General features: G+C 47.9%; 7 protein-coding genes. 1 reads left to right on the top strand and 6 read right to left on the bottom strand.

Annotated elements, in window-relative coordinates; genetic code table 11:
- Positions 1–209: 209 nt before the first annotated feature.
- Together MHN31_RS05520 and MHN31_RS05515 are read right to left on the bottom strand one after the other, a co-directional pair.
- Positions 210–3971, bottom strand: coding sequence for an ATP-binding protein (locus MHN31_RS05520; protein ID WP_239443675.1), 3762 nt, complete (start codon positions 3969–3971; stop codon positions 210–212).
- Positions 3972–4132: 161 nt separating this feature from the next.
- Positions 4133–5302 carry a PQQ-binding-like beta-propeller repeat protein gene (locus MHN31_RS05515; RefSeq protein ID WP_125562494.1) on the bottom strand — a complete coding sequence of 390 codons (1170 nt, stop codon included), beginning with the start codon at positions 5300–5302 and terminating at the stop codon, positions 4133–4135.
- A 376-nt stretch (positions 5303–5678) separates the two neighbouring features.
- On the opposite strand from MHN31_RS05515, the gene MHN31_RS05510 reads away from it, so the two are divergent.
- A complete protein-coding gene (locus tag MHN31_RS05510) occupies positions 5679–10100 on the top strand; it encodes an AMP-binding protein (protein WP_239443674.1) in 4422 nt (1473 codons plus the stop codon).
- A 78-nt stretch (positions 10101–10178) separates the two neighbouring features.
- Here MHN31_RS05510 and MHN31_RS05505 read toward each other — a convergent pair whose 3' ends face one another.
- From MHN31_RS05505 to MHN31_RS05490, 4 genes are all read right to left on the bottom strand, one after another.
- Complete coding sequence (locus MHN31_RS05505) at positions 10179–11408, bottom strand: MFS transporter (protein WP_194868619.1); 1230 nt, start codon at positions 11406–11408, stop codon at positions 10179–10181.
- Between the two features lie 215 nt (positions 11409–11623).
- The gene (locus tag MHN31_RS05500) at positions 11624–13054 is read right to left on the bottom strand and encodes a S41 family peptidase (protein ID WP_239443673.1); all 1431 of its coding nucleotides are present in this window, start codon (positions 13052–13054) and stop codon (positions 11624–11626) included.
- Between the two features lie 400 nt (positions 13055–13454).
- Positions 13455–14141: a hypothetical protein gene (locus MHN31_RS05495; RefSeq protein ID WP_239443672.1), complete on the bottom strand. Its 687-nt coding sequence runs from the start codon at positions 14139–14141 to the stop codon at positions 13455–13457.
- Between the two features lie 3 nt (positions 14142–14144).
- Entirely contained in the window at positions 14145–15227 is a 1083-nt protein-coding gene (locus MHN31_RS05490) for a hypothetical protein (protein ID WP_239443671.1), read from the bottom strand.
- Positions 15228–15229 lie beyond the last annotated feature (2 nt).

The raw sequence follows: 15229 nt of genomic DNA, 5'->3' as shown, positions 1-15229 counted from the left end.
AATATCCCATTATGAAAAATGTCATTTTTATCCATTTCAGTGACCGAAGTGTCACCAAACCTCTTCGGCCAGGACAAATGGTCTGCATTCTTCCAGCCAGATAAAGGGGAAAATCAAGTTTGTTACACGAGGCAATGGCTTATCAAGCCTGCCATACACAAACGTCTGACTGGCATAAAATTGAGCAGGCAAGGAAACCGGACAATGTGTTAACCCGATGCCTGGCGCATCGGAATGGTGATCAAAAAAGCCGTGCCCATGTTGTCTTCTGATTCCACCGTAAGCTCCCCCCCTAATGCGGATTTAGTCAGATTGTATACAACATTGAGTCCCAGGCCGGTGTTGCCGCTGCCACGTTTAGTGGTGTAAAAGGGTATGAAAATCTGTTTCTGTATGTTTTCGTCTATGCCCACGCCATTATCTTTAAACATAATGGTTGCCTGGTTTTTTTGTGCACTTACCTGGATATCAACACGCTTGTCTTGTGCTGCGGGCATGTCCGGCTGATACTCAAAGGCATGGGCAACCACATTGTTAATCAAACAACCGATTATCTGACTGATAACCCCAGGATCGGTCATCAGTTTTGGGTCATCTCCAAAGACCTCGATCGCAATGCTGTTTTGCGCCAGAGTAAACTCAAATGCCTGCATCAACTCTTGCAGGTAGGTTTTAAGCTGGATCTCTCTGGGTTCCGATACGCTTTGCTCCGCTGACAGCTTTTTGAAGTCCTGGACCAGCCGCGAGCAGCGCTCCAGTGAGCTTTGTGTCAGAGATTCCGTCTCAAGACTTAACTGGGCAAAGTCGCTGATATCACACTTTCTAATCTTATTTTCTGCCAGTTTCTGCAAAATACTATTAGCGCCTGCGCCCAACCCGGTTATCGCAGTTAATGCAATCCCCAGTGGCGTGTTAATCTCGTGCGCCACACCAGTAACCACATGGGTTAATGAAGCGAGCTTTTCAGACTCTATCAAGCGTTCCTGCGCATTAATCAAATCGGCATGTGCCTGCGCATTTTCGATTGCCACAGCAGCATAGCTCGCAATGGTCGCAAGCGTTTGCAGATCAACACTACGAAACGCTTTTTTACGATGGCTTTGCACGCTGATACAGCCAATCACGTCATCTTGCAGCCAAAGTGGAATATAGATAATGGATTCGGTCGGGCTGCCAAACACCGGGGGCTTGAGAGACTGACCCAGCAACGCTTGCAGCGCGTCCTGACTGGACACACATATCTCTTTTTTGTGTGTCACACACCAACAGGCCGGCCGCGACAAGTCGTCTAAAGGATAGGAAAAGCTTGCCTGACGCACACCATCTTCAAAACAACCTGCAACATGCAGTTCATCCTGCTCATGATCAACCACGGCAATTAAAAAGACATCACAATGCAGTAAACTGGTCACTTTTTCATGCATCATGTCCATCACTTCATCTAAGTCCAGCGATGTGGTGAGCTCTTTACCTATCTCCGCCAATTGCTCTAATCGCCGGGTTTTGTCTTTCACCAATCTGTTCAGCAGGTGTGTCTGCTGTTGCAAACGACGCACTCTGAATCTGACGATACCCCAGATACCTAACAGCAACAGTGAAACGCCTCCTAAGTAGAATGCGTGAGTCTGATACCATGCAGGCAACTGCCTGACTTGAAGAAGTGTTTTTTCCTCACCCCAATTTCCAACCGCATTGGTACTCTTAACCAATAACTGATACTCCCCCGGTGGTAAATTGGTATAGGTAACGCGGCGCTCTTTGGTATCCTGCCACTGCTCATCAAAACCACGGAGTTGATGCATATACTTCAACTCCTCGGTATTTTTATAATCTAATGCACTGAACTGAATCGTAAAATTTTTAGAGGCGGGTGGCAGATCCAACTGTGTGTCACTGATAATGCGTGCCTCACCATTCACCTCTGCACTCGTAATCGCAATGTTGGGGCGAAACATCCAGGGTTGCCATTGCTGTGTATCAAACATGATCACCCCGTCCGGGCAGCCTATCAGCAGCAGAGTTTGGTCGACCAGATGCCCGCCTTCGCCATAGCACAGCGCATAAATGCCCAAAGCAGAATTGATATTGTCCCAGCGCGATAACTCAGGGTAATAAATACTGCTGTCGTTCCAGATGCGCTGACGCTGATCAACCCAAATATTGGCACCCGCTCGCACATCAGCACGTTCAGAAGGCAGCTGCTCGGCCTGAACAGGCCAGGTTTGAGTATCCAAATAGTAAAACCCCTGTAGTAGCTCATTGGTCACGATTAACTGGCCATTTGGATGAAATGCCACCCCGAAAGTCGCGGCTTTACTAATACCGCTGGCCGTCTGTGCTTCCTCATTAACCGCCAGCAAGGCCTGCGCTCCTTTACGCAGCACATACAAACCCGCTCGCGACGCAATCCACAAATTACCCTCGGAGTCTGTAAGTAACACATTTGAAAATGTTTTGTATGAGGTGGCCTCATTGCCAATTGTCTCAATTTTTTCTATTGAAAAATCGTCCAGGCTGACGCGAAACAGATGGTCTGAGGTACTCAAAAATGCCTCATCTGTCGAAAACGCCATGCGTCTGACGGCGCTGCCAGCAAACTGCCACGGCATTTTAGTTGCTTTTTGTGTGGCCGGTTCAATTACAAACACCCCGACATTTGTGGCAGCCCACAACTGCCCGTCAGGCCCTGTGCGAATTGTAAATACAGTGGCCGCATCCAGCTCAGTGCCAGTTTTTAGCGGAGCAAAGTCTTTATCCAGCCAGGAATACAAGGTGATACCCGCGCCCACGGTCCCAAACGCCAGATAGGCCTTATTGAGTGCGGCAATGGCACGGATGTTGTTGGTATTAAACGTTTTACTGAGAGAGGACCCCGCAACCAACCGCCTAATCGCAGTATGTACAGGGTCAAGCGTAAACACACCATCTCCCCATGTCGAAATCCAGATCACACCAGCGGCATCACGAAACAACGACTTTGGGTTAGTAGAAGCCAGAGCATGCGTAAACCCAGCTTCTGTATGAATAATGCTTTTGACCTGCAATGATTGTGCGTCTATCACCAAAATACCCACACGCAGTGCAACAGCCCATATTTCCTGATCAGACACCTGCAACCAATCTTCAACATCCACAGGAGTTTCAGACACACTGTCTGAAATTTGAGTTAGTGTATCCTCCGCTGTATTGAGGCGGTACATCCCCGCTGATGCCGTGCCAACCCAGACCATCCCGTTACCTGAAGTGAGTGATCTGACGGGCAGATCAGCCAGGGCTGCAATTTGCCGTGCCTGATATACCTTTGCTCTGCCTGGGATGGCAAGTTCACACAAACCAAAATCGCCCCCAACCCAGAGCGTTTGTGCATTTTGCCAGTGCAACGTATGTATGTATTGAGTACTAAACTCAGCACCGCACTCACCTTGCAGGGTGACGGCTTGCACATTAAACCCTTGACTGTCTTCGAAGATCAGGTCCAGCCCGGATGTGCTGGACACCGCAACGGTGCCCTGATTATTTCCCTCAATAGCAACCACACCATTGCCAGTAAGGCCGTTTGGCGGCGCACTCGCTGCATTAATGCGAACAGCAGACTCGGTTAACGTATTGAAGATGCTGATCCCTTCTGAGGTGTGTGATAACCACAATCGGGACTGGCTGTCCATCCAGAAACCGTTAACCAGATTGCTGGCAATGCTGGTCTGATCATCAACATCCAGATTGAAAGGTTTAAAGGTGTGTCCGTCGTACCGGTATATGCCCATATCTGTGGCGAACCAGATCAGGCCGCGTTCATCCTGCGCTATCTGGTAGACCCCCCACAGGGGCCACTTTTTGGTGTCTAACTTTTTAAAGTGACGTAGGCCTTTTTCAAATAAAGCGGTGTATTCATGTTCTGGCGAGGCACCTGCAAACCCGACGCCCCCTGTCAGAAATAACACCACCACACCAATGAAAAAAAGCCTTTTCATTAGCAGAACTCTTCAGTCGATAACCCACAAAGCGTAGTCTGCTATGGACCTCAGTGCAAAGTAACGCCCAACATGACTAAACCCGTCCCTTATATTGTGTGGATTAAAATCGGCCCTGAGATATATGCTCAGGGCTCTAAGTTGATTGCAGTTATGTTTAGTTACTCTTCAAAAACATGAATATAGCCATCCAAATCCGGCACGATCACTTTGCCATATCCGACCGCTGGCGCACCGTAAACACCACCATGAACAAAACCATTAATCTTCTCAGGCTGGTACTGCCATTGCTGCTCACCTGTGTGGCCATCGACCGCAAAAAAGCCTCTTTGGGTTGCAAACCAGCCTGGTTCATCATGACCTGTTGCGCCGATGTACACAGTGCCATTTTGGGCAACTGGTTGGCCCCAGCTCCATCCTCCAGTTTCGAATTGCCAGATCAGGTCACCGCTCTGGGCGTGATATTTATTGAGTAAATTGGAATCTGAACTGCCGATGTAAAAATGTTCACCATCCGCAGCCGCTGTTGCCGACGACTCCACCCAGGAGCCACCCGGATAAGCCTGCTTCCACAGTAATTCACCATTGAGTGGGTCAAGCCCATATAAATGGGTGTCACGGGAGCCAATCACCAGTACGTCATCGACAATGGCCGGGCTGGACGTCAACGCCCCCTGCGTATCATATTGCCAAACCCGTTCACCTGTATTCGCATCCAGCGCATAGACAGATCCATCCCAGCTGCTGATAAATACAAGCCCCTGATGATGCACAGGTGTAGCGCGAATTTTACCTTCCGTTTTAAAGCGCCACAGCACCTTACCGGACGATCTGGCGATGGCATAAAGGTGACCATCACCACTGCCAATAAAGACTTTGTTACCCTGAACCAAAGCACTGGATTTACTGTAGTCAAATTCCCACGGTGCATGGTTAGCAGGCAAAATGCGCTGTACGTCCGCATCATTCAGACTGGTGCGCCATAACAACTTACCCTGCCAACGATTGAGTGCATATAAATAGCCATCATCGCTACTAAAGAAGATCTGATGATGTTTTATCGTGGGCTTAGATCTCACCAAACCGTCGGTTTTATACGACCAGGCCAGCTTAGGCTGATTCACATTCAACGCATAAAGGTGGCCATCATCACTGCCAAAGTAAGCCGTATGATCGCGCAGTGTTATGCCTCCCCAGTTCTCTCCTTTAACCTGATAACTAAACAGATAATCGCCGCTAGCGGCAAAGGCTGTCTGCGCAACATCATGGCTGAGTCCGGTCGCCAACAAACTGACCAATCCAAGCTGTTTTAGTGTTTTAATTGAGTTCATGGTGTTCTCCTTGTGTGATTTGTCATCACAGTGGCGCAACCCGCGCTCAAAGATCCTGAAAACGCTCTGAAACCTTCTTAAAGATCCTTAACGCCTCGTCTCATGCCTTCACATCACTCCACGCAAAAGCCAATAAGCAACTGATTTTAATGCTTTTAATTATTATTTAGGTATTAAACCCACACTTTTAGTGACAAAAATATGAAATAATTTATTCAGCTCCACATTCTTTGCGCATTTCCTTTCTAGCTTTAAAAGAGGCAAAGCGAACGAGCGCTTTGGCAACATTTTGGCACCGTTTCACGACACATTAGACCAGATAAGGCAGTTCTGGAGGCAGTTACTAAACGGGCAAGGCCACAGAAGGAATATTGAAATGAATGAGTTAACAACCAAACAACAGTCACTGAACGCCTTTAAATCTCGCGTTATATCACAGTTGGGCTGCCATAAACTGGTGCATGAGCAATTACAAATCGCCACCGACAGCGTACTGAATCCCGACACGCTGAAGTATCACATCGGAGGCTTGTTTCATCTGCAAGGTGATATCTGTGCCCGGGACATGATCAGGCAAGTGACCTTAGTATTTAACCATCTGTGCGGTGAAAGCGAGCTGGACATAGATATGACACCGGAACTTGCAGATCAGGCACAGGCCAGAGCGTTCGCCGAGCAGTGCAAGCAGCAACCGTTTGATTTAAAGCACGGTGCCCTGATCCGCATTGCCATGAGGCGTGCTGCACAGGGCGGATACTATCTGGTGCTGATTGCACACCATATCCTGCTCGATGGACTGAGCCTGTACCGACTCTTTTGTAAGGCGCTGACCATGTTATCCATGTCAGTCGAGGAAATCACCAAAGAGCTGGCGCAAATGCGCTACGACAATGCCCACAAACACAATAATCGCCACCTGGCACACTGGCAGGCATATCTACAAAATTTACCTGACTTTATGTTTGACTATATCCCACCAGCACAGGCGGGCCAGCATACCCTGAGTACACACTTTTCGGTACCCAACACACAGATAGATGCCCTGATAGATCTCTGCCAGCAGCACAAAGTGGGCTTCCATGTTTACATTGCTCATCTGCTGGGGGAGTTTTATCAGCATCACTTTAAACAATCCGTGGTCGTTGGGTACGCTCTGAATCATCAGCGCCGAGACCAATACAGTTATGGCATGTCATCTAAAGTGTTGCCACAAATCGTGCCGCCAGCCGCAGACACTTTTGTTGAGTCTGTTCAAACGCTGCAAGCCGACTTCAACCAGTTATTCAGAAAAAGTCAGGTGCCCATTGGCGAAATTAATCAATGCGCAGCGGTGTCAGCCAGTGCCCGCACTTTGGTATATGACGTGATGATCAATTACCTCAACCCCGGTGCATTACTCAATATAGAAGACGTGCACCTGGCCAGTGAAATGTTGGTGCAATCCGACCATGCTCACCCCATATCAGTCAATCTGGTGTACAACGAGCACAGCACCATGGAAGTCATGCTGAGTGCCAACCCGGCGTACATTACGTCCGCACATTTACAACAGCTTAGCGAACTACTGGCGCATGCGCTGCATCAGGGGGCACAACAAACCTTGCAATTTAACAGAGCTACAAAGACCCCCTCTCAGCCGGAATGGCACATCATGCGGGGTAAAGCACAGCCATTGACCCCCTCAGAACTGCCCGCCCAGATGATTGATGCGGTGATCAGGAAAACACCTGAAACCATCGCCGTCCGTGATCACCAAGGTCGGGCGTTCAGTTATCAGTGGTTGCAGGAACGCCAGCAAAGTATTGCTCGCTGGCTGCGCGCAAACACCTTACCACAGCACAATGTGGCGGTCCTGATGAAGCACACCGCTGAAATGGTCGCAACCATGCTGGCGTGCTTACACACAGGCCGGGTGATAGTCCCCTTGAATGCCGACGCCGAAGTCAGCTATGCCCAGGACATACTCACCCGAGCCGAAGCGGACTGTGTCATTGTCGACGACCCTCTCTGGGCCAGTGCACTCAGCCAGTTTGAGGTTGTCACCATGGAGTCTTTTGCTGATGTGTCACATCGCTCGTCTGACGACGCACATGGCCATACTGTGTGCCTGGATTCACTGGCTTATCTGGTGTTTAGCTCAGGGACTACGGGTGTCCCCAAAGGCATTATGCTGGCACAACGCACCCTGGCAAACTTGTGTTTGCACCACCGTCTGGACCCCTGTTTATCAGCCCCGGCACAGGTGCTGAATACCACAGCACTCGGATTTGATGTGGCTATCCAGACCATACTCACCACCTTGTGTTGTGGCGGCACCTTGCATCTCACCACATCCAACGTGCGAAAAGAAGCTGCCAATATTCTCGATAATATCGTCACCAACCGGATTTCAAGACTGATAGTGACACCCAGCCTGCTACACATTCTGGCAGCACAAGCCAGCTTCAGCGAGCACGCTTTTAGCACTTTGCAACAAGTGATTGTTTCCGGAGAACAAATGGTGATGAGCGAGCAGGTGCGTACTTTTTTAAACCGCTCAGGCGCTACTTTGATCAACCAATACGGTCCTGCCGAAACACATGTGGTTACGCAACACAGCGTCTATGATTTGGCCTCACTGGCCAATGGCGATGCAGTGCCCATCGGTCGGCCCATATGCAATGTCAAACTGGCAATACGTCAAAATAATGCGCTGAGCGGTGATAATCAGGGAACCCTTTATATTGGCGGACCCAGCGTGGCACTCGAATATATTCAGGCACCACAACTCAGTGCTGAGCGTTTTGTACACTTACCAGCGCCCGCCGATCCAGGCCTGTTTTTCAACAGCCGGGACCGTATCGCCACGTTAGCCGATGGCCGGCTGCTGTTCAGCGGTCGGGAAGATGACTCGGTCAAAGTTCGCGGCCGCTTTGTTAACCTTAAAACAGTAGAAAAACGGCTCATGAGCATTGATGGTGTGGCAGATGCCTGTGCAACTACGTACCGCAGCCATGGTGTTATGCGCTTGCTGGCTTTTGTCACCTTATCTGGCCACCGTGCCGACCTGAGTGCATTAAATGTCAGGCAAACATTACTCGATGACGCCCCCAACTGGCTGGTCCCGGACACCCTGGTGCCACTCGACAGCTTTCCAAGAACCGCCAATGGTAAGGTCGATACCAGAGCGCTGCTGGCCGAATTTGAGCAAATGCAGCAGACCAGTCCCCCTGTTCAGGCTCAGCATTCCCATCAGAGGGATCAGGTTGAGCAACAGGTTTTAGAGGTGCTGGCGCAAAAATGCGGTGTTCACCCCCGCACTCTGGACGAGGATCTGCGTACTTGTGGCATGGATTCGCTGAGTATCATTATTTATCTGACCCATCTGTCTGAAACCTTTGGTCTGCAGCTGAATACCGATGATTTTATTGCAAACCCCAGCGTAACGACTATCGCTGCCTTTATTCAGGCCGGACAGGCATCGTCTTCAATGTCTGCCACCACGGGTCAGAAAGTCAGAAAACTGGGCAAAACCAGTGCACCAGCAACCTTCACACAAAGTAATATTTTTCGACAGTGGCAACAGGGCAATCTGTACAATATGTTTCAGTGCTTTGCAGTAAAGGGCGCCGTTTGCCCGAACCGTATGCGTCAGGCCTTTGCGCAACTGGTGTCAGGCACTGGGCTATTTAACAGCCGCTTTGAGATGCGCGGTGATACGCTATGGTGTTGCAGTAATGACGCCGACGTGAGCAATCCATTTGAGCACATCGACCTGAGCCACCTGGACCAACAAGCAGCATTTGATGAACTTGAATTACGCTGTAGTACACAAAAAAGCCATCGTTTTGCGCTCGAACAAGGTGAGCTTATCTATGTACAACTTCTCACCTTAGGACACCAGCAGCAGTATCTGCTGTTAAACATTCATCACATCATCACCGATGCTGTCTCCAACATTAATATCATAAGTGAGTTAAAGCGGTATTATGATCAGCACGCAGACAACACGCACGATGCACAATCGGTGGACTTTTTTGACTACGCCTGGGAAGAACAACGTTTCTTCGCATCAACTGAGGGTCAGCAAATTGTCAGTGACTATCAGGCCGAGTTCAAACGCCATTCACCTTATCCCAGATTCAAGCACCTGAACGGTGCCCTGTGGACCCCCTCGCTTTACCATACCCAGTCTTGCACGCTGGCGGGATTCTTCGCACAATCCGCTGCACAAACCGGGGTCAGCCAGATCCAGTCACTGATCGGCGCCTTATGTCAGGTATTTTCAGCACACCTGATAACACCCGAGATCCTGATGGCGGTGACCTTCACCGGTCGTACTTCCCGGGAAACCCGTGACATGATAGGGCCGTTATATAAAGTTGCCCCTTTGCTGGTTAGGCCCGATGAAACGCTTGATTTCAGTGCCTCAGTCGCCTCAGGCGTAGCCAAAATCTACAATGAATGTGTGCCCGAGTTCACCCAGGTTATTGCCCAGCCCGCGCTGAACGAGTATCTCCCCTACTTCAAGCTCAATTACATTACCAACAGCAATCAACTGCTGGCGCTCGATTTTGATGGCTTTACGCTGCAACCCGAAGATCATGGCGATCAGGAAGATGTGATCAAAAATATGGGAGTCTCACGCCGGGTGCCGCTCAACATCGTGGCGGTGCAATCCGGTGAGAACCTGGTGATGAACTGGCATTATGTCGAAGGCGCTTTGTCGGACAGTATGATAACCAATATGCTCGACGGGTTTTCAAGGATATTACGTGAATCTGAGGAGTGTCCCCCACTACAACGCTGCGCAGAGTAATCACAAGGAACATTAACTCATTTCCTCAATCCCATTAGATTAAACAGAGCGACTGCACGTTGCAGCCGCTCTGGCTATTTACACTTCAGACACTGTGCGAGGAGTGGCTTTTAGCTTAAGCTCGGCCACTTTGTAAAACGCCAGGGCCGCGAAGGAGGTAATCGTTGTCAGCACAAATAACATTACCCCATTCGATAAATCCAGCACCAGGCCTCCTAAAATGGGCGCAAACGCATATCCTAATGAGCACAAACCTGCCGCACCAAAATAGCTGGCCTTAAGGTTATCCGGCGCCAACCTGTCTACATACACATTGATATTGCTGAACATAATTGCTTCGCTCAGGCTCAGCACAATCATCGCCGTTATCCAGCCCCAGGTATTGTGCACATCATTCAGGGCCATCATCACTTGCGAGACCACCAGGATAGCGCCGCCCAGATACAGCCTGTGCTCTATGCGCCAATTTCGCATTAGGTGCAATAACGGAAACTGGCAGACAATGATCACGGTGGAGTTGGTAATGATCACCGCCGAGATCAACCAGGCAAGCTCAGGGACTTCAGCGCGGGTAAGATATTGCACCAGGCTGGTATCACACTGCGCATAAACGAAATACACCAGCGTCGTTGCCACTAATACCACCAAAAAGGTGCTGTCTTTATTGAGTATTTTCAGCCACTGGGAGAACTTAGGCGCAGACTGAGTAATTTGCGCAGTGCTCTCCCCTGCTGGCCGGAAATACACCAAAGCCACCAGCAGGCCCAGATAAGACACCGCAGTATATATAAAACTGAATTGCTCACCATTGAGGCCCGCCCACAGACCATAAAGCGGACCCAGCGCTGCACCCACATTGACCAAGAAGTACAGTAAGTGAAGCGCCAGCTCCCGGTCTTTGGGGTTAGCCAGCTCTTCAGTCAGCAAGGCTTTGCTTGGTGCTTCCCATAGTGTACGTGGCATACAAGCCAGAAACACTGCGACGGCAAACAGCCACAACGCATTGGCCAGAGCCAGCAGAGTAAATGACACGACCCCGACCAACACCGCCACATAGAGCATTTTGGTACGGCCGAACCGGTCTGCCAGATTGCCGGTGTAAAATCCTAAAAACACGGCCAATGTGGCTGAACCCGTCAATAACAGCCCGACCTCAGTGGCACTCAGACCATAACTTTCATACAGCATTACTGCGAGAAACGGCCACACCATATAGTAACTTGCGCGAACAAAGAAATTGCCAATCAACATCACCCAGACCAAAGGCGTAAATCGCGACAACTGCATTGGTAAACTACTTATATCCATATTTTTCCCTAGTATCGTTATTTTTATTGCGGTCAGACTAATTCCTCAAGTTAAGTTTAGGTCAAACTCAATTTGGTCTTTTTTACTATTTTCATCATATCATCACGCAAGATTGTGCAAACAATAATAACAACACGCGTCATCAGACTCTGAGATCAAAAATGCGGCCATTTTGGCCGCTTAAACAGGACACCTCAATGACGGAATAACCGCTCTTAAAGAGAGCGGGATGCACTCAGCGCTCTGGCCAACCACTGGGCTTTACTCAGGCCCTGCTGAGCGATCTCAGTATCCGGCTGTACTGGCGTCATTTGTTGTTTGCCTGACGGACGGTCCAGGATAAAGCGCGGTGCAACGGCACGTATCCCGGTATACTTAAGCGTCAGAAACTGGATCCCACCACTTTGCGAGCTGCGTCCACCGGTTGGCGTGCCAACCAAAGTCGCCAGGCCGTAGTCCTGAATGGTATTTGCAAACAGTACGGATGATGAGTAGGTCAGCGGCCCCGTCAACACACTCACCTTACCTTTAAAGCGCACACTTTTATCCGCTTCTGGCTGTGTCATCTTAGTCAATTCCCCTGACAAGACGGAGCCGACAACCTCACCTGGATCACGGTATTTCTGTAAAATTCGCACCTGATAGGTCGAGCCATGGCGGTAAGGTTGAGTGGCAATATATTTCAGGATGCCCCGTTTCCAGAAAACGTCATCTCCCCCGGTATTGTCAGAAATATCTATCATCAAATGCTGGATCTGGGCTTTGTTCAGCTGAGCAAACGTATCCGCCATAAAACGAAAATAGGTATCCGGTTCGTCCCAGCCAAACTGCTTGATGGTTAAAACAGCCTGCTGGTTGTCGAGCAGTTTGAGGTTGAAGTTTTCGTCGAAAGTGCGTTGTTTGATACTTTTGGGTGCCTTATTCAGTGCAGCAATCTGCACTGTCTTGCCCGTGCCGAACGTCAGCGTAAATGCGTCCGTAGCGCCATACGTCAGCCGATAAGTCATAGCAAACCGGCGAGCCAGTAAAGCACTGCGAAACGCTAGATTGTCGCCCTCAATCCGTTGCAGCAAGGCAGCGACCACTTCAGTCGTCGGTATGCCATTAATTTCAGTGATGTATTGTCCCTCATGAACCGATGGTGCACCGCCCAGCTCACTGACAACATTCAGCCCTTGCTCACTCACCGATACCTCAAACGGAAACAAAGTTATCCCCTGCGCGACCCAGTTTCGCCACTGCGCATTGGTCCCATCTCCAATGCTCAGGTGACCATCCGCCATCATGCCGTTGAGGCTGGCAAACTCACGCCATACCTGCTCACCTGTCATCGGCTTATCTAGCGTGTCACGCAGTGCGTCTATCCGAGCGTAAAATGCATCAATATCATCAATGCTGTGCGTCAGGTCCGGGTGCGTGGCATGCACCCAGTGCGTCCATTGGTCAATATCCGCCTGAATTTGCTCAGCACTGTATCGCTTAGAGAAATGTCCCAGCGACTCTTGTGCCTGAACAACCTGGGTACCCAGCATAAGCACCACGGCTTTAACCAGTGAAGAACTTAACTTACGCCTGAACCAGGCGGCTACGCCCTTATTGTGCTGTTCAGGAGCCTGGGCAGAAACGAGTGCAGTATTAGTGTACATATCGATATCCTTTGTATTGTATTTGTTGTTTTGTCGTCATGGATATTGGTTGCAGTTTACATACCAAAATTAATCACAATAAAATCAAATATTTACAATACACCATTCCACTCCCGGACGGACAGCGGACAGTCCGCGGACGCTCTTTTTTTGTACCTGTTTCGTTGTTATCTAAAAAATCAATAGGCTTCTCATGAAATATATAAATGCAGCACCTGAATATCAGCTTGCATTGTGTTTTGAGTGTAGCTGATGACAATGACCCTGCTTTTACCTGCTCGCAGCGCGCAAACCAGTGCATTAAGCCGCTCTGACCATAGCTCTTATTTGGCTGTTGTATATAAGTTATTAGGGAAATATATTTGTTCCCTTCTATATAAATACTTAAAGGTTAGCTTGATTATGAATCAATGTGTCTGAGAGTTTTGTAAATAATAGGAGTGATTAGCTTTGCTAATTTATCGCTCATAATTATTTTATTCGAACTATGAACTTCTATCATTTCTCTGGTACCATGGAAGTCAACAATAGCCTTGAACTTTTTTAATCTATGTTTTAAGTCCGCAAGAGGAAGTTTCAATTCATAATCATCAATAGACAAATTGCCTTTAACTACAAGCAATCCAGTCGCATCTTTACTTAACGCGATATCTGCTAACTCTATTTCCTTGACTTGAATTATAATTAGTCCATGTGCCTTCAACTCTTTAATAAGTTCAGGCAGTTTAAACTTAGGTGCTTCTACCACCAACGAGTAGTCTGAGCATTTGAGGAGCTCATTAAAAAATGTCTTGGTACACCTTCCTGGATTCTTAGTTTCGAGTAAGATATTTGCTCGTCTACTAAATTTGAAATCAATCACATCATACACTTGGCGCCGTTCTACAGTATTGTCTCCAAATGGGTTGATGAACTCTTGGGTTACTAACTTTGATTGAACAAATTTACCGACAACCATATCTCGACTAATAGCCTCAACTTTGAATCCTTGTTCGTCAGATTGGTTGAAAGTCGACTCTTTTATGGAGTCAACAAAAAAGTTAAACTCCGTCCTCAGCCCAATTGTGTACCAGTAGAATCTATCCATGAACTAGCCCTCTAAATTTCGAACTTTTTCTAATGCAAACCCAGCGGCCAGCTCTAGTCTTTTGTGTATATCCTTTTTTTCCACATTACTTGGAGGTGTTAGCTTTTGAGTTACATCTTGGGTTCTATCACTGTACCTGTAAACTCCTCTTATTTGAAATGAGAAGCCCTCTTTAGTTTCAGGTTTCTTTAACGAAGCCTCAAAAGCAACTCTATCCCCATTAGGCAACTTGTCGTCAGCCAACCATTGAACATTTGATATATGAAAGCCCCTGTCATATAGGCCATTTAGTTCGGGAGAAACTAGAACTTGCTTACCATTAAGCATAGCTCTTCTTATGTGACTTGCCGCAGTTTCTTCGTCTTCCTCATCACTATCGGGATGGTAAAGTTTCACATTTGTAACGTCTGTTAGTTTGTATCCATCTACATTGTCCATAAGCAAATTAAAAAACTTTGAAATCAGGCGACTATCACTTATTCCTGCTAGACTTAACTCTTGTACCGATAGTTTTTCATCAACTTCATTTGCTAATGATGCTTTTAACTCAGAAAGAAGCTTCTCTCCAAAATCGTTAGCTGGGTTTCTTATTGTAAAGCCATCTTGCTCTTTGAAAATTTCAATTTGAACTTTTTTAGTTTCGATTTGCTTTGCTTCTGGCTTTGTTAAGTCATGATCCTTGTACATAACATCCAAAACAAAACTGTCTTTGGTACAGCTTACGCTAGCTTGACAGTCAGGCTCAGCACTAAGCTTTTCACGCATAGAGATGAGCGTTTGCCGTATCGCTTCGTCATCAAGTTTTGAGTTTTCTTCCTTTTTTATTGAACTAGATGCAACGTTCTCCCTTTTGGGTTTAGTTGTTAACTGTTCTGATAGCTTATTTCTATCTTGGAAATCGAATATATAGGAAGATAGATAATACGCTAGCTCCCCCCTATCAGTCTCTTGTGATGCAAGCACATTCTTTCTCAGAAGAAAATGATGTAGCTCTGGTTTAGTAATGCCTTGTTGGCATAGTCCATCAAAAATAGCTTTGTCATGATAAAAATACAAAGTAGGCCCAAATTGCTTTCTTTTAATCATCC

Origin of the sequence: Pseudoalteromonas sp. McH1-42 (assembly GCF_022347845.1) — a bacterium.
Classification (GTDB): domain Bacteria; phylum Pseudomonadota; class Gammaproteobacteria; order Enterobacterales; family Alteromonadaceae; genus Pseudoalteromonas; species Pseudoalteromonas rubra_D.
This window is presented reverse-complemented; position numbering and strand designations above follow the sequence as displayed.

Excerpts from the sequence above, each read along its gene's own strand:
- MHN31_RS05520 (WP_239443675.1), bottom strand. The coding sequence starts at position 3,971 with ATGAAAAGGCTTTTTTTCATTGGTGTGGTGGTGTTATTTCTGACAGGG.
- MHN31_RS05515 (WP_125562494.1), bottom strand. The coding sequence starts at position 5,302 with ATGAACTCAATTAAAACACTAAAACAGCTTGGATTGGTCAGTTTGTTG.
- MHN31_RS05510 (WP_239443674.1), top strand. The coding sequence starts at position 5,679 with ATGAATGAGTTAACAACCAAACAACAGTCACTGAACGCCTTTAAATCT.
- MHN31_RS05505 (WP_194868619.1), bottom strand. The coding sequence starts at position 11,408 with ATGGATATAAGTAGTTTACCAATGCAGTTGTCGCGATTTACGCCTTTG.
- MHN31_RS05500 (WP_239443673.1), bottom strand. The coding sequence starts at position 13,054 with ATGTACACTAATACTGCACTCGTTTCTGCCCAGGCTCCTGAACAGCAC.
- MHN31_RS05495 (WP_239443672.1), bottom strand. The coding sequence starts at position 14,141 with ATGGATAGATTCTACTGGTACACAATTGGGCTGAGGACGGAGTTTAAC.
- MHN31_RS05490 (WP_239443671.1), bottom strand. The coding sequence starts at position 15,227 with ATGATTAAAAGAAAGCAATTTGGGCCTACTTTGTATTTTTATCATGAC.